This window comes from Yersinia frederiksenii ATCC 33641, from assembly GCF_000754805.1.
Lineage (GTDB): Bacteria > Pseudomonadota > Gammaproteobacteria > Enterobacterales > Enterobacteriaceae > Yersinia > Yersinia frederiksenii.
Genome location: NZ_KN150731.1, coordinates 752,098 through 769,116, shown reverse-complemented (window position 1 = coordinate 769,116; position 17,019 = coordinate 752,098). Strand labels below are relative to the sequence as shown.

Below are 17,019 nucleotides of genomic sequence, written 5' to 3'. Positions count from 1 at the left end.
GTGATGTACCCTGTTGAGGTAGTAAGTGAAATCTACCTCAACAGAACATAATAAAAACTAAGGAATATGTCGAATTATCATATTAGGTTGATGGAACGACAATTCAGGGAGTTAATTGAATCTGCTATCTACAATACTTGCCTCCAGAAGAGCACAAGAATTACGGTAGAGCCTATAATTAAACGACGCATGGCTTATATATGCGCCTTTTATATTCATCAGTACAGCGTCAATTAGAAGTTGTACTTAACACCCAACATCACCGCCGTATCACTGTAGCCCTTATTACCGACCTGCTGGCCCACATTGCCCCAGACATTAACTTTCTTGCTTAACTGACCTTCCACACCCAGTTTCAATTCAGCAATATTCGCCGCACCGTCCTGTTTCACCGTAATACCATCCATGGTAGTACCGAAGTCTTTGGTGTTGTGGATCCAGTTGGCTTCCACAAACGGCTGGAATACCCGGTCTTTGCCCTTATCCTGTTCGGCATAGCCGTTCATAAAGGCTTTTACCCCTAAACGGGTTTGGATATTGCCATTGCCTTCGCCGGAGATATTTGTGCCATTGGCTTCTTTATGCTCGTCAGCTTTGACCCCCATCCAGGTGACCTGGGCTTTCGGCTGGATAAAATACGTGGCACTTTTCGCGGCATTTTCGCCCACTTTAAAGGTATAGCCACTTTCAACAGAAGCCGTGCCCCCTTTAGATTTATACTCTTCAGCCGCCAAACCCTGACCATTGACGGTGTTATTGAACCAGCTGTATTGCGCCCAGCTATCGACATACAGGCCGGTTTTATCGGCACTGTTGGCATACCAGGTGCCATAGACGCCGGTGCTGTAACCGTCCACCGACGCGCGGGCGCTGTAACCGGATAAACGTGATTCACTGGTACTTTTGCTGTTGCCGTAACCGGCCATCAGTCCCAGATGGAAACGGTCTGCACCATGGTGGCTCCACTGAGCAATATCACCGCCCAGTTGCATCACATAGCGGTTACTTTTCGTGCGCAGTTGGTCTTGGGAATCGCGGGAACGGTTGTGGCCACCTTCATTGCGCAGCCACAAACTGGTGACTTTCTGCTCGCCGGTCAGCGCATCAATGTACTGGGTTTCGCCCAAACGGTCATGCAGGCGGGTGACAAACAGGTTGTTGGCCGCGGCGAGGTTAGCGCTGTAACCGCTGGCTTCAGGCCGCTCAACCATCGGTGACGATGTTTCTGGTGTCACGGGTGTTTCGGGTGTTTCTAGTGCTTCTGGTGTTTCGGGCGATTCGACTATTGGTGGAACCCCGGGGGTTGGAGTCATTGTCGGGATAGCATTGCTCAGATACCAGTTGGCGGCATTGCTGCCCGCCCCGCGCTGTAAATAGTAGTCATAAGCCCCGGCGACAATACGGCCCTGCTGAGTAAATTCACCATTCGACACGCCGCCCACGGTAATCAGTTCAATGCCATTGAGGGTCTGTGCGCCACTGCCCCCCAGATTATTGACCTGCACATAGGTGTTACCCGAAGTATTGCCAGCGATAATCAGTTTATCGGTAACGGAATCGTCATCCTCCAGCACCGAATTCATATTCAGTAGGCCATTGCTGCCGATATAGTCGCCGGTGACCGTCAGTGTGTTGCCGCCGATACCGCCAAAATTCACGGTGCCGCTGTTATTAAGAGACTGAAGTGTCTGGTTGTAGCCATCCAAATCCAGCGTGCCGGCGGCCTGGGTCATATAATCAGAGCTGGCGCTGAACACATTGTCTGCTCCGGCTTTGATAATACCGCCATTAACGGTGGTGGTACCAGTATAGGAGCTGGCAGTGGAAAGAGTCAGAGTATACGGACCATTCTGTGTTAGGCCACCCGTGCTGGTGAGGTTGAAGTCCAAAATATAACTGCCATTGCGCTGGAAAATCAACTCGCCTTCGTTGTACACGAGGTTATTCTTGTATCCACTTCCAAGTTTGATGACTCCCAGGCTATTGATTATTGTCTTGCCGGTAATTATGCCTCCGTTATATACAGACATAGCGCCATTAGCATTTATCGTGGTGTTGTTGGTTATGCCGCGATTCGAGATATACTGATACCCACCGTGTTCAATGGTGGTATTGTTGGCTATACCACCACCGGCGACAGTCTGCAGCCCAAATTGTTTAACCGTGGTATCGTTGGCTATCCCACCATTATTGACCTCCTGATGTCCCTCATTAATGATGGTCTTGTTGGCTGTCCCGCCATTATTGACTACCTGACTACTCTTGCCATTAATGGTGGTGTTGTGGGTTATTCCACCATCAATGACCGTCTGAATCCCACCATTAATGCCACTGCCGGGCATGCCATTAATGGTGGTATTGTTGGCTGTCCCGCCATTGACTATATGCTGCAGCCCACCCATATTGATGGTGCTGTTGTTGGCCGTGCCGTGAGACCCTATAGTTTGTATATTACGGTTATCAAGAACTTCATCAGTCACTACTTTATCAACAACGTCAGGCGTAAACGCCGCCAATGCCGGGGTATGACCCAAAATCGCACAAATAAGAGTGGCTAATACTGATACCTTTACCTGTGAATACTGACATCTTAATTTTGCTCTGGGGAAAATAACCGCAGAGCGGTTGATGGAGTTTTTACGCATAGCTGAAAAGGTTCTCAATATTGATGATTAGATTGAAACGTTATGAGGGGAAAATAATGAGATGAGTAAGCGGTAACTTGATAATATTCGGTAATAAATTCATTACAGAAAAATTAAGCGACGATAATACCTCATGGAGTTAAACATTAATTTAACGGTTCCTTAATATCGTTGCCAGAAAACCTTATATCTATTATTAAGCCTGATACATGACGCTGTATTATTGCAGCAAACAGTAAACCAATCACTGTGTGCTAGATATAGGATGTTCCTTTTTCTGTGTAGGAAATATCTCAAAACACCTATTATGGCCAGTATTGAATTTTTCATTCCCTATTGTTTGAATAGATAAGCAGCAGGCACAAAATATGGCACGATTAAAAATGGTTTAAAATTGTTTAGTCAGAAAATAAGGCACTGTTGCAAAACTTCGGTAGCTGATACCGTCTGGCGATGATTTCGTCAGAGGGACTTGCCATAAATCCTTTCAAAGGCCGATACTTTACTCGCGATATCATCCTGTGGGCCATCAGTTGGTATTGTAAATACGGTATTAGCTATCGTGAACTGTAGGAGATGCTGGCCGAACGCTGCGTGAACGTTGACACACCACAATGTCGCTTTTGTAGTAGATAGTCCTTGCAGCACAACACATTAAATACCTGCCTGTTCGTTTAAATCTGAAAGCATGTCTTCAACATTGATAAACCAACGCAAAGAATTGTTGATAGAGCGATGTGTGCAGTGAACCTTCCCTTTTTTCTCCAACGCCAGTAGCAAGGTGCGAGTTGCATAGATATCTTCATCGCTCTGGTCTGCTACTTCCCGGGTTTTTGGCCATCGTTCTGGCGGGGGTAAATGCGGCAAAGCCCCCGGCCCCATACGCGCTAAACATAATTCTCGCAATTGGGCCAGTATCTGTGATTCTCTGTCATTACATTTTATTGCTTCATTGTTCATCTTATTATCAAAATTAAAGAGGGTTAATTAAATCAATAGCCTGGTTGGAAACTTCTGTTCAGAACAAGACGGGAAATAGCAGTAACACAACATCATCGAATCAGTTCACTGTAAATATACCCGTAGTAAGCACTGCACGATATAATATCAACGAGATGATTCAACCAGTTAAGGAAGTTCTCGGGTCAGAGACATCGTCAGATAACATATTAAAACAGTTCATTAAGGTAGAATAGCTACTTTTATGAGGTCATGCTTCCATTAGCGGGCATCGATAAAAATTTGAGTAAAAAGGTTATTCGATGTGGCGGTAATATCATTACGCGGTTCTTAATATCGAAAAACCTGACTCAGATCAATTTTTACCCTTAAGTAAAATTCCGTCTAATTGCCGTGAGAGTTCAACAACATTCGTCACTCCTATTTTTAAATATCCGGCTTTTATAGGTGCAGACTATTTTGACACTCATATTCTGTCTCGAAAACCGTAAAAGACCGTTCCTCAAGCAGATGCTTGAGAGTGTCTTTGATTAAGGGATGTTGGTCAAAGAGCAGTGCGGTGGCTATTGGCATGTGCAACTCCCTGTTTTAATTTAGCACTATTGCAACCGTACCCAATATTTTCCATTTCCCAAACGGAGCCCTTATATAAAACGACGCATAGCTGATGTATGCGCCTTTTATATTCATCAGTGCAGCGTCAATCAGAAGTTATATTTCACCCCTAACATCACCGCCGTATCACTGTAGCCTTTATTGCCCACCTGCTGGCCGACATTACCCCACAGATTGATTTTCTTGCTTAACTGACCTTCTACACCCAGTTTCAATTCAGCAATATTCGCCGCACCGTCCTGTTTCACGGTGATGCCATCCAGGGTGGTACCAAAGTCTTTGGTGTTGTGAACCCAGTTGGCTTCGACAAATGGCTGGAATACCCGGTCTTTGCCCTTATCCTGTTCGGCATAGCCGTTCATAAAGGCTTTTACCCCCAGACGCGTCTGGATATTGCCATTGCCTTCGCCGGAGATATTTGTGCCATTGGCTTCTTGATGGTCGTCGGCTTTGACCCCCATCCAGGTGACCTGGGCTTTCGGCTGGATGAAATACGTGGCGTTTTTCGCGGTGTTTTCACCGACTTTAAAGGTATAGCCACTTTCAACAGAAGCCGTGACGCCCTTGGATTTATACTCTTCAGCCGCCAAACCCTGACCATTAACGGTGTTATTGAACCAGCTGTATTGTGCCCAGCTATCGACATACAGGCCGGTTTTATCGGCGCTATTGGCATACCAGGTGCCATAGACGCCGGTGCTATAGCCGTTCACCGAGGCACGGGCGCTGTAACCAGACAGTCGCGATTCGCTAGTACTTTTGCTGTTACCGTAACCGGCCATCAGCCCCAGATGGAAACGGTCTGTGCCATTATGGCTCCACTGGGCAATATCGCCACCCAGTTGCATCACATAGCGGTTACTTTGCGTGCGCAGTTGGTCCTGACTATCACGTGAACGGTTATGGCCGCCTTCATTGCGCAGCCACAAACTGGTGACTTTCTGCTCGCCGGTCAGCGCATCAATGTAGTGAGTTTCACCCAGACGATCATGCAGGCGGGTGACAAACAGATTGTTGGCCGCGGCGAGGTTAGCGCTGTAACCGCTGGCTTCAGGCCGCTCAACCAGTGGGGGAGATGGCTCGCCCGGAACTTCCGGGGTCTCTGTCGGGATCGCGTTGCTCAGATACCAGTTGGCGGCATTGCTGCCCGCCCCGCGCTGTAAATAGTAATCATAGGCTCCGGCAGCGATACGCCCCTGCTGAGTAAACTCACCCTCCGACACCCCGCCCACCGTGATTAGCTCAATGCCGTTCAGGGTCTGTGCGCCACTGCCGCCCAGATTATTGACCTGCACATAGGTGTTACCGGCGGTATTGCCAGCGATAATCAGTTTATCGGTAACGGAATCGTCATCCTCCAGTACCGAATTCATATTCAGCAGGCCATTGTTGCCGGTATAATCGCCGGTGATGGTTAAGGTGTTGCCACCAATCCCACCAAAGTTCACAGCCCCACCATTATTGAGGGACTGAAATGTCTGGTGGTAGCCGTCCAAATCCAGCGCACCGCCGGCCTGGGTGATATAATCAGAGCTGGCGCTGAACACATTGTCTGCTCCGGCTTTGAGTGTACCGCCATTGACCGTGGTAGTGCCGGAATAGGAGCTGGCGGTGGAAAGGGTTAAGGTGTGCGGGCCATTTTGCGTCAGGCCGCCGGTGCCGGTGAGGTCGAAATTCAGGGTGTAATCGTCGCTACGCTGGAAAATCACCTCTCCCTCATTGTGTATGACACCATCATAAGAAATCATGGTTCCCCGGTCGTTGACGGTGGTCTGGCCCGTCAGGGTTCCCCTGAAGCCTACCTGTACGAGGCCGTTGTGATTAATGGTGGTATTGTTCGCTATGCCACCCCCGTCGATACCCTGCCGCCCATCGTCATTAATGGTGGTATTGTTCGCTATGCCGCCAATACCCTGATATCCACCATTCATGGTGGTATCGTTGGCTATTCCACCACTGTAGACAGACTGCTCCCCACCATCATTAATGCTGGTATTGTTGGCTATTCCCCCATCGTGGACATACTGATCCCCACCATCATTAATAGTGGTATTGTTGGCTATGCCGCCGACATCCCAAACATACTGAGACCCACCATCATGAATGGTGGTATTGTTGGCTATGCCGACATCCTTGACATTCTGAACTCCACCACCATGAATAGTGGTATTGTTGGCTATACCTTTAAGATCCTGAGTTCCATCACTATGAATGGTGGTACTGTTGGCTATGCCGCTATTCCAGACACTCTGAGTCCCACTGTTAATCGTGGTGTCATTGGCGATGCCGCCATTGTAGACAAACTGAGTTCCATCACTATGAATGGTGGTATTGTTGGCTATGCCGCCCGCGTCGATATCCTGCCACCCACCATCATTAATGGCGGTATCGTTGGCTATTCCGCCACTGTAGACATACTGAAACCCATAATCATTAATGGTGGTATCGTTGGCTATGCCATCACTGTAAATATCCTGCCGCCCATAATCATTAATGGTGGTATCGTTGGCTATTCCACCACTGTAGACAGACTGCTCCCCACCATCATTAATGGTGGTATCGTTGGCTATTCCGCCACTGTAGACATACTGAACAGAAGGCGAATACCTATCACCGTTAATGGTGGTCTCGTTGGCAACACCGTTCAATCCTATATTTTGTACATCACCGGCATCAAGAACCTCACCAGTGACGATGTCATCAACAATTTCAGGAGTATATGCCGCCAATGCAGGGGTATGGCTCAAAGCCACGCAAGTAATAATAGTTAATGCTGCCCTACAAATAACAATTGCAGGGCGCTTAATGGGATTCGGATTTTTATTCATATGAATGGAGACTCTTAATGTTGATTATTCGATTATCTATTTACGGGTGAAAGATAATTGAGATAAGTTACTGGAGATACTCTCTAATCTTATTGATTGGAGTGGAAGCACGGATTTAAATCTATTTTCTCAGCTAACTTATTTGAAGAATAAATTAGCTATGATTGCCCTTATATAAGAAATGACTTTTTTTATGTGGGAAATTTCTTCAAACGCGATAGTTGTGAACAGTAGCCCTATTTGCAATTGTGCCTGTCGCTATTCTTAAGTAAAATCTTGTCTAATTGCTGTGAGAGTTCAACCACATTCGTCACCCCCATTTTTTCAATATTCGGCTTTTATAGGTGCTGACTGTTTTGACACTCACGCCCAGGTCTTCAGCCATGTGGGTCAGCGATTTCCCTTGTAACACTTTATACAACACGTATTTTTCTCTTTTCGTTAAGCCATCAAGGGAATTGGGCTTTTCCCTGTTAAATGACCAGGCTCCCTCTGATATCACCAGCAAATCCCTGACCGGAAAAAACAGATAGTCATGGATAACCGCATCAATCGCCGCATTGAGGCACACCATTTTGACTTTTTTTGATACCAGCCCTGACGCACCCGCCCTGATGCAACAAGACGAGTAATGCTCGGTGGGCAATGACGTTATCACTAATACTTTTGATTGAGGGGCGACTGCTTTTAATTGACTGATTAATATTTCTATCGCGCTGACCGGTGAGGTGATATCAACCGTGATGATGGTGGGCTTTTTTTCTGAGGCCCTGCGGATTAATTCACGCTCACAATCTGTCTCGTAAACCGTGAAAGACCGCTCCTCAAGCAGGTACCTGAGGGTATCTCTGATTAAAGGATGCCGGTCAAAGACCAGTGCGTTGGCTGTTTGCATGTGCAACTCCCTGTCTTAATTTAGCACTATTGCACAGTGCTAAATATTTTCCGTTTCCCAAACGGAGCCCTGATATAAAACGACGCATAGCTGATGTATGCGCCTTTTATATTCATCAGTGCAGCGTCAATCAGAAGTTATATTTAACCCCTAACATCACTGCGGTATCACTGTAGCCTTTATTACCGACCTGTTGGCCAACAACACCCCAGAGATTGACTTTCTTGCCTAACTGACCTTCCACACCCAGTTTCAACTCAGCGATATTCGCCGCACCGTCCTGCTTCACGGTGATGCCGTCCAGGGTAGTACCAAAGTCTTTGGTGTTGTGGATCCAGTTGGCTTCCACAAACGGCTGGAATACCCGGTCTTTGCCTTTGTCCTGTTCGGCATAGCCGTTCATAAAGGCTTTTACCCCTAAACGGGTTTGGATATTGCCATTGCCTTCGCCGGAGATATTTGTGCCATTAGCTTCTTTATGCTCGTCGGCTTTGACACCCATCCAGATGACCTGGGCTTTCGGCTGGATGAAATACGTGGCATTTTTCGCGGTGTTTTCACCGACTTTAAAGGTATAGCCACTTTCAACAGAAGCCGTTACGCCCTTAGATTTATACTCTTCAGCCGCCAAACCCTGACCATTAACGGTGTTATTGAACCAGCTGTATTGTGCCCAGCTATCGACATACAGGCCGGTTTTATCGGCGCTATTGGCATACCAGGTGCCATAGACGCCGGTGCTATAGCCGTCCACCGAGGCACGGGCACTGTAACCGGATAAACGTGATTCGCTGGTACTTTTGCTGTTACCGTAACCGGCCATCAGCCCCAGATGGAAACGGTCCTGTCCACTGCTGCTCCACTGGGCGATATCGCCGCCCAGTTGCATCACATAGCGGTTACTTTGGGTGCGTAGTTGGTCCTGAGAATCGCGCGAACGGTTGTGCCCGCCTTCATTACGCAGCCACAAACTGGTAACTTTCTGCTCGCCGGTCAGCGCATCAATGTATTGAGTTTCCCCCATACGGTCATGCAGGCGGGTGACAAACAGGTTGTTGGCCGCGGCGAGGTTAGCGCTGTAACCGCTGGCTTCAGGCCGCTCAACCATTGGGGGAGATGGCTCGCCCGGAACTTCCGGGGTCTCTGTCGGGATAGCGTTGCTCAGGTACCAGTTGGCGGCATTACTGCCCGCCCCGCGCTGTAAATAGTAGTCATAGGCTCCGGCAGCGATACGTCCCTGCTGAGTAAACTCACCCTCAGACACCCCGCCCACCGTGATTAGCTCAATGCCGTTCAGGGTCTGCGCGCCACTGCCGCCCAGATTATTGACCTGCACATAGGTGTTACCCGAGGTATTGCCAGCGATAATCAGTTTATCAGTGACAGAACTGTCATCTTCCAGCACCGAATTCATATTGAGCAGGCCATTGTTGCCGGTATAATCGCCGGTAATGGTCAGGGTGTTGCCACCGAGTCCGCCAAAGTTCACAGCCCCGCCATTATTGAGGGACTGAAGTGTCTGGTGGTAGCCGTCCAAATCCAGCGTGCCGCCGGCCTGGGTGATATGATCAGAGCTGGCGCTGAACACATTGTCTGCTCCGGCTTTGAGTGTACCGCCATTGACCGTGGTGGCACCGGAATAGGAACTGGCGGTGGAAAGGGTCAGGGTGTGCGGGCCATTTTGTGTCAGACCGCCGGTGCCGGTGAGGTCGAAATTCAGGGTGTAATCGTCGCTACGCTGGAAAATCAACTCGCCTTCGTTGTGTACGGGGCCATCATAAGAAATCATGGTTCCCCGGTCGTTGACGGTGGTCAGGCCCGTCAGTCGTCCCCCTGCATTCACATCGACACTACCATTGTTGTATATTGTGGTGTTATGGGCTGTACCTTCGTAGACCTGCTGACGCCCATCATCATAAATGGTGGTATCGTTGGCTATGCCTTCATCGCCAATAAATTGCAACCCACTGCCATACATGGTGGTATTGTTGGCTATGCCTTCATTGCTAATAAATTGCGCCCCCCGGTCATACAGGGTGGTATCGTTGGCGATGCCGCCAATGACATTCTGGCCACCACGATCGTTAATCGTGGTGTCATTGGCGATGCCGTCATTGTGGACATGCTGATAACCATAGTTAATCGTGGTGTCATTGGCGATGCCGCCATTAAAGATAGACTGCAACCCATAGTCATTAATAGTGGTATCGTTGGCTATTCCCCCATCATGGACATACTGCTCCCCATTATCCTTAAGGGTGGTATTGTTGGCTTTCCCCCCATCCTGGACATGCTGCACCCCCCAGCTATTAATGGTGGTATTGTTGGCTATCCCTCCATCATGGACATGCTGCTCCCCCCAGCGATTAATGGTGGTATTGTTGGCTATCCCTCCTGCTCGTATGTTTTGAGTATCTCCTGACTCCAGAGTTTCCCCTGTCACTTCTTCCCCAATAACCTCGGGGGTAAAGGCGGCTGAAGCGGAGGGACTGCCTAATATACCGAAAATAAGAAGAGCTAAAACTGACAGGTTACCACGAGGATACTGGCGTATTAATGTTGCTCCGCAGCCAACAGCCACAGAGCGATTAATGGGATTCGGATTTTTATTCATATCTAAAAGACCTAATGATTTATTGATTGAAACTTCACTGGTGAAATAGGATGTGCAGAAAATAACTTCATAATATCCATCGAAAAATTAATTTTGGTATGGTTTTGTTATGAGCTTTCAATAAAAACAAACCTAAAATTAACATATTTAATTAATCTAACCGAAAATAATAAATGTATTTGTTACCTTTATTTACACATATAAGCCATGATGTTTACGCACATTAAATTAACCATTTAAGAATTAAAATAGGATAAGTTAATTTATTTGTAGGAAATATCCCAAACAAAAAGAGTTTTTCATGAATACATTATTCATCATTGGATAATGACGTTTTCTAAAACAGAAACTAACATTTAATATGGCTCTCTCGCATTAAGTCGATACAACCAGAGAGTCAACAAGAATGGAGATATTGGGGGCGGTTCTTGGTTGTTGTATCTTGTTAATTGAACCCGGACAGCAATCACTGACTCAAAGTCTGGACATTACAATGCATCAATATCGATGAGCTTAGAGATTTGTCGAACACGTGACATAAGTCGAACCGTCCAATGGGAAGCTGAATAGATTACCATTCCCCAAATAAGCATAATGTCGAGCATTACCGTCACTGGTAAGTTCACTTGCCCAGTAGTTACCCGCGAACCAACCGTTAGCATAGCGGCTCATAACACCCCATTCATTCCACAGTCGACCATTGGCATAACGACTGGCTCCGGTCTGGAGGGTGGGTGTTCTGTCAGTCATCTGGCTATAACCGGGTATTGTGTAACCATTACCTTGGGAACTGCACCACGCCGCAGAATCACTGTATGGCATAATCGCTGAGCTATTATTTCTAAACCAGCGGTTGACGGCAAATTGGTAAGTCAATGATGAACCATTGTCCTGATGTTCAGCTGTGATGGTGACTCTGTTATTGGCCGATGTTGGTTCCTGATTAAATCTGACATTGCCACTGCCATCAACGCTAACCCAACTCTGATCAGCATGCCAGTGATAAGCACTATTCTCTACTGGGTTTTCGCCCACCACTAACTGGAATTCTGCGCCGACAAATCCGGTTCCAGGGAATCCGTCACTCACTGAGAAGGAGACACCGTTGACGAGGATGTGTGTCAGATGGATTTCATCGAAAAATTCAACGGTAGCGGTATCAGAGACACCGGTGCTGGCAGTGGTCGTCACCTCACTACTGACGGCCAAGTCACTTGTCAGGGCGATTGCCACTTCACCATTGCTGTCGGTTTGGCCGCTGACTGCGAGCAACGTTACGCCGTTTGTTGCGGTAAAATTAACAGTTTCACCGACAACATAATTGCCATGCTTATCCTCGACCTTGACTAGCACCTTGTTATAGTCAATGCCATTGGCCAATGCATTATTTTGAGTCACTTTCGCATATACCGCATCTGCTGAGCCGGCAACAAACAACGTGCTTATCGATTGGGTATCATTATCAATGCTGGCCGTAACCTGAGTGATACCCGCGAGAGTGTTCGTCACGTAAGCCTTTGCCACACCATCAACTCCAGTTTGCGCAGTCGCTGAGACCTTGCCCATATTATCTGCATCAAACAGTACGGTAACCCCCGCAGCAGGTGAGCCATCCAGATACTGAATGGTCGCGCGGATGGTATTCACTGCCTGTCCATCCGCAACCACGCCTAATGGCGAGTCAATCCATTCGAGGTTGGCAATCATCTGTTGCCATCTGATATTAATCGCAGTGGGTAGCTGAACCGGTAATCCTTCACTGGGAATAGTGATATTGGGGTCTGTTTGCGGGGTGACGACCACATTCAGTTCACTGCCAGTCAAAATATCGCTGAGACTCAAGGTGTAACTTGGGCTGGTCGCACCACTAATCGCAGCACCATCTAACATCCATTGATAGGTTGTTCCGTGTTCGGCATCACCATCGGCATCATTGAAAGCCGAGGTCACGGTAATAACATCACCAACCTGCGGTTGTGTATTGTTTACCGAGAGAGTCGTCGTCGGCGCTCGCCCGTTAGTGGGTGTTGTGGATTGCTGGACGGCCTGCACTGTATGGCTCATGACGATAATCAGAACCAGAATTATAATGAATGAAAAACCATTAAAATTACCGTAACAGTGCAGCATCCAGCGTATCCATCATACTGATTTGTTGAATTAATTGGCCCAGACACATTTGATGCCTCAAGCATGTGTCTGGGCTGGCTCTGTCTTACTGAGCGGGTGAGTTGCTAACAACTACCTGAACTCTCAATCTCTGGTCTGTCCGTACTGGAGTATAAGTACTGCTAGTTGCTCCACTGATGTCGCTGAAGGTATTGGTACCGACGCCAGTCTCAATCTGCCACTGATAGGTCACACCGGTACATGCACCACCGGCACAAGTTGCTGTCGCAGTCAGAGCAGTATCAACTTGTGGATAGCCACCCACTTCACCGGTTACTGTTATGCCTGTGACTGTGCCGCCAGCAACGACCGTCAAGGCGTTAGAGGCTACAGGTAAACCCTCTGCCGGATCAGTGATGGCAGGGTCGGTATGAGGGGTCACCAAGAGAGTAATAGTTCGGCCCAATTCACTGGTAATAATGGTGTAGGAATTACCCGTTGCACCAGGAATATCTATGCCATCAGCCTGCCATTGATAGGTTTCCGGTAATGCCACATCACCGTCTTCATCGCTGAATGTCCCTGAGGTGCTGATACTTAGCGTGTCTCCGATGTCGATTAACCCATTACCGCTGGCATTGTCAGAAACAATCGTACTTGGCGTCACTGCCGGCGCTCGCCCTCTGACAGTAGAGGTCGGTGTGGACGAGATAGCTGACCATGCTGATCCAACTATCAACATGCTGAGTAACATCCCCGCAAGCAAAGAGCTAATCCTGTTGTCCATAGTTTTCTTTCCTCTTCTGTACTCAATATCAATGTTTGAATCACATTTTGGGCTTGTCTGAAATGATGATAAAAAACCAGTATCAATGCGAAACCACGCGAATAGCTCGTTTTTGTAAATCACCGGTTACCGTCAAGGTTTCTGAAGTGGCACCAGCAATGGCGATGAACCCCCCTGACCCAACAGAAGACTCAATTTCCCATTGGTAATTTATGGGCACCCCGTTACATAGGGCAATTGAGCACATTGCCACCGCCACCAAGGTATCTCCGACGGCGGGATGCCCAATCAATTCGGCCCCGTTACGATATATCAACAATTTCAGCGGTATTTCTGGCATAAACGAGGTCTCAACACGTTCTTCATGACCATCGATTATTGCGTTCAGAGTGGTCACTCCCGGATTGATATTGGCCAGTTCCACGATCGCGATCCCCTCGGTGTCGGTGATGCCTTCGGGAGTGATTACGGTTGCACCATTGTCCGCCTCGAACTTCACCGCCACATCTTCAACAGGGTTACCGTGTAGGTCGATGACATGTGCTTTGATTTTATTCACATCAACACCATTAGCGAATGCATCATCGATAATCACCGTCAGATCCACATTGGCGGTGCTGTGATTTGCAGTGAGTATCACTTCATGTGATTTTCCCACTATGGCAGAACCATTTACAGTAGGAGCCACTGTCACGGTGCCTGCTACAGTTCCTTTCAATGTTGCGGCATACACGCCGTTATTTTCCGTTACTGCACTCAACATCACATCAGGAATACCGGTGACATCAAAGGCCACTGTTAATCCTTTAATCGGCAGATGATGAATATCCTGAGCAGTAAAACTAAGAACGCTGGTCTGTACTCCATCAGCAATAATTTCTGTAGGCTCGACACTGAAAAGAGAGTTCTCGGGACTCAATGCGTTATCACTCGCTGTTAAAATAACTTTAGCTGATGCCAGAGAGATATTCTGAATAGTTGGAGCAATATTAGCCTCTCCCTGAGTGAACCCTGCGGTTAACTGATAGGTATAAATACCTGGAGCGGTTTCAGTCACAGTGCTTAATAGAGGATAACTGACAGGCTGCGTTGCCGTGGTGTCTGGCGTAAAATGTAAATCCAGTGTCAGTTGATCCCCCATACCCTTAACTGGCAAGTTATTATCGTCTTTTAAATTAAGGGTAATAAGACTGACGGCAACACCATCCGCAGATATTTCAGTTGGAGAAACCTGTAGAGTAGAATTGAGGTGGCTGACACTTTGTTGCGTGACAGTAATTTGGGTGGTGCTATGGTTTGAGGTATTACCCTGATTATCGTAAGCTACGGCACTTAGCATATAGACATTACTGCCTGCGGTATAAGGCGGCAGTTTTATCGAGATATTTTGTGAAGAGGTTTGTGTCACCACTCCACCCGCCGCCACTATTACGGCGGTATCCCAGTCAATTCTTTTAAGCCCATACTTCGCCGTTACCTGCGCTTCAACTTTGATAATTTCAAATGCGCTGCCAGTCATTTGGTTCGGTAATACTAATTGAATTAGATCTTGCTTCTGATATTCCAGCACAATGTTGTTATTACGTTCCACCAAATCATAACGGCTACCGGCCAGAGTACGGCTGGCTGCCACCGCCGAGGGATCTATTTGCGATTGCCATGGCTCCCCGAGGCGATAATTCAGTTGAATGCTAATATTGGTGTCGTTTCTACCGCCTTTGCCGGCGCGTTGCTCGGCCCCGATAGTGATCAAGGGAATTGGCGTGTAATTAATTCCAGCCGTGAATGCATAGGGATTCTTCTGCCGGTCGTCCTTGCCAAATAATGCGACTTCATTACCCTTATACTGTTCATACTTCAAATTAGTGCCGATCTGAGGGTAAGCGGGTAAATAAGCCTCGACACGCAAATCATAGCCATTGGCAGGTCGTTCATTATAATCGGCAAAGTCACGGGACTGATGCCAATCTGTAAGACGCAGATAACTGTTAGCCGATAACTTCAGGTAATCCGTCCAGGCTTCAGCGCCAAAACCAATACGGTTATTCTTCCCTGTTATATCTCGGTCAAAAAAAACGTTGGCACCGTACATCCAGTTATCCTGTAGGGTTCGTACACCCGCGCCAATATTAATGGTATTGCGGCTATCATGATTACGTAGACCAAATTGGCTGAATAACAAGGATTTCTGGTCATCATAAAGCGGTAGCAACATGTCGAATGCACTGCCTTTCAGGCTAAGATTATTATCCAGATTAAGTTGGACACGTGCGGTACCAAACTGACTCAACCAATGCTGCGCGGCGTCATTGGCCTCACCGACAGCAACAGAACGCGCCATGCTTGCTGCCGCCAACGGCGTATTGTCATCAGCCAGGACTGTGGCCCCTTTTAATAAATTATGTGCCAACCGCTCTTTATATTGCGAAGAGGATACAGTTTTAGCATTTTCTGCTGTCGTGATTTTCTCGGGTAACGGGGTAATACGCGGAATATCGATTTCATCGCCGCTGCCCAGTTGAATGAAAGGCTTTGAAAATGAGCGAAACTGGTTAACTTCCTTTAACTCATCCACTGTAAGATGACATTTCTTCGCGACTATAAACACCGTTTCACCCGGTGCTAAGGTGTATGGCATTGTTTCATATAGCATCCTCGGAACTGTCTGCGAGGAAGGGGTTAGCATTTTAGCGATTACTGGGGAAAAGAATAGGCTCAACGGCAATAGCAGTTGCAAGACTATATTTATCCACACAACAACAGGTTTGTATGTCACCGAAGAAAACTCCTTCTGGATATCAGTTAGAGTAGTCTTGCTTCATATTTTTCTCAAACCCATTGGTCGGGAGGCATTCACTGAAGACAATTGAAGCCTGTTTAACTTCGCATTTGAGGGGGGAACCCTCAATTATATAGTGTATAGCGTGAGACTTATCCTTACTCAACATATGAACGAGTTTGTCCGGAATCAGTAATCTTACCCACCTGACATGGGTCACTAATAGGTGAAATATCTCAATATTTTAGTTTGGGATATTTCCCACAAATAAATGGCCGCTTCTTATATCAACCGTAAAATAGTCATTTACTATATAGCGAGAATACACTTTGTATATATAAGCAATAATAAATACACGTGCACTTTTGAACTTTATTATTTTAGATGCTGTAATGTTAATTTTTTATTAGTGATGTTATCAAAAATCCAAACATAAATTAATTTTTCGATGGATATTATGAAGTTATTTTCTGCACATCCTATTTCACCAGTGAAGTTTCAATCAATAAATCATTAGGTCTTTTAGATATGAATAAAAATCCCAATCCCATTAATCGCTCTGCAACGGTTGGTTGTGGAGCACAATTAATACGCCAGTATCCTCGTGGCAACCTGTCAGTTTTAGCGCTTCTTATTTTCGGTATATTAGGCAGTCCCTGCGCTTCAGTCGCCTTTACCCCCGAGGTTATTGGGGAAGAAGTGACAGGGGAAACGTTGGAGGCCCTCGAGACTCAAAACATAGGGGAAGGGGGGATTGCCAACGATACTACCATTAGTGGTACCGCGT

General features: G+C 47.1%; 9 protein-coding genes and 1 pseudogene. 2 read left to right on the top strand and 8 right to left on the bottom strand.

The window, feature by feature from the left end:
- Positions 1-233: 233 nt before the first annotated feature.
- Positions 234-2,645 (bottom strand): autotransporter outer membrane beta-barrel domain-containing protein, encoded by a 2,412-nt coding sequence (locus DJ58_RS18095; RefSeq protein ID WP_072013964.1) that lies wholly within the window; start codon positions 2,643-2,645, stop codon positions 234-236.
- Positions 2,646-3,122: 477 nt separating this feature from the next.
- On the opposite strand from DJ58_RS18095, the pseudogene DJ58_RS23325 reads away from it, so the two are divergent.
- A pseudogene (locus DJ58_RS23325) lies at positions 3,123-3,215 on the top strand (IS6 family transposase); the annotation flags it as partial.
- Positions 3,216-3,299: 84 nt separating this feature from the next.
- On the opposite strand, the gene DJ58_RS18100 reads toward DJ58_RS23325, so the two are convergent.
- The 7 genes from DJ58_RS18100 to DJ58_RS18120 all read right to left on the bottom strand — a co-directional run bounded on the left by DJ58_RS18100 (position 3,300) and on the right by DJ58_RS18120 (position 16,091).
- On the bottom strand, positions 3,300-3,605 hold the full coding sequence (locus tag DJ58_RS18100; RefSeq protein ID WP_050413937.1) for a hypothetical protein: 306 nt from the start codon (positions 3,603-3,605) through the stop codon (positions 3,300-3,302).
- Positions 3,606-4,309: 704 nt separating this feature from the next.
- Entirely contained in the window at positions 4,310-7,048 is a 2,739-nt protein-coding gene (locus DJ58_RS22155) for an autotransporter outer membrane beta-barrel domain-containing protein (RefSeq protein WP_050504530.1), read from the bottom strand.
- A 310-nt stretch (positions 7,049-7,358) separates the two neighbouring features.
- Complete coding sequence (locus DJ58_RS18105; RefSeq protein WP_004712755.1) at positions 7,359-7,943, bottom strand: response regulator transcription factor; 585 nt, start codon at positions 7,941-7,943, stop codon at positions 7,359-7,361.
- Positions 7,944-8,073: 130 nt separating this feature from the next.
- Positions 8,074-10,557 carry an autotransporter outer membrane beta-barrel domain-containing protein gene (locus DJ58_RS0121530; RefSeq protein ID WP_050504529.1) on the bottom strand — a complete coding sequence of 828 codons (2,484 nt, stop codon included), beginning with the start codon at positions 10,555-10,557 and terminating at the stop codon, positions 8,074-8,076.
- A 513-nt stretch (positions 10,558-11,070) separates the two neighbouring features.
- Positions 11,071-12,621, bottom strand: a complete 1,551-nt coding sequence (locus DJ58_RS18110) for an Ig-like domain-containing protein (RefSeq protein ID WP_226977657.1) — start codon at positions 12,619-12,621, stop codon at positions 11,071-11,073.
- Positions 12,622-12,772: 151 nt separating this feature from the next.
- A complete protein-coding gene (locus tag DJ58_RS18115) occupies positions 12,773-13,453 on the bottom strand; it encodes a ZirU family protein (RefSeq protein ID WP_032912283.1) in 681 nt (226 codons plus the stop codon).
- 82 nt (positions 13,454-13,535) lie between these two features.
- Positions 13,536-16,091: a ZirU family protein gene (locus tag DJ58_RS18120; RefSeq protein WP_115155710.1), complete on the bottom strand. Its 2,556-nt coding sequence runs from the start codon at positions 16,089-16,091 to the stop codon at positions 13,536-13,538.
- Positions 16,092-16,760: 669 nt separating this feature from the next.
- On the opposite strand from DJ58_RS18120, the gene DJ58_RS23600 reads away from it, so the two are divergent.
- Positions 16,761-17,019: hypothetical protein (locus DJ58_RS23600; protein WP_032913192.1), on the top strand; the 259-nt coding region annotated here is incomplete at its 3' end.

What these genes read in the sequence shown, in the direction of transcription:
- DJ58_RS18105 (WP_004712755.1), bottom strand. Translation starts at nt 7,943, where the DNA reads ATGCAAACAGCCAACGCACTGGTCTTTGACCGGCATCCTTTAATCAGA.
- DJ58_RS18110 (WP_226977657.1), bottom strand. Translation starts at nt 12,621, where the DNA reads ATGAGCCATACAGTGCAGGCCGTCCAGCAATCCACAACACCCACTAAC.
- DJ58_RS18100 (WP_050413937.1), bottom strand. Translation starts at nt 3,605, where the DNA reads ATGAACAATGAAGCAATAAAATGTAATGACAGAGAATCACAGATACTG.
- DJ58_RS18115 (WP_032912283.1), bottom strand. Translation starts at nt 13,453, where the DNA reads ATGGACAACAGGATTAGCTCTTTGCTTGCGGGGATGTTACTCAGCATG.
- DJ58_RS18120 (WP_115155710.1), bottom strand. Translation starts at nt 16,091, where the DNA reads ATGCCATACACCTTAGCACCGGGTGAAACGGTGTTTATAGTCGCGAAG.
- DJ58_RS0121530 (WP_050504529.1), bottom strand. Translation starts at nt 10,557, where the DNA reads ATGAATAAAAATCCGAATCCCATTAATCGCTCTGTGGCTGTTGGCTGC.
- DJ58_RS22155 (WP_050504530.1), bottom strand. Translation starts at nt 7,048, where the DNA reads ATGAATAAAAATCCGAATCCCATTAAGCGCCCTGCAATTGTTATTTGT.
- DJ58_RS18095 (WP_072013964.1), bottom strand. Translation starts at nt 2,645, where the DNA reads ATGCGTAAAAACTCCATCAACCGCTCTGCGGTTATTTTCCCCAGAGCA.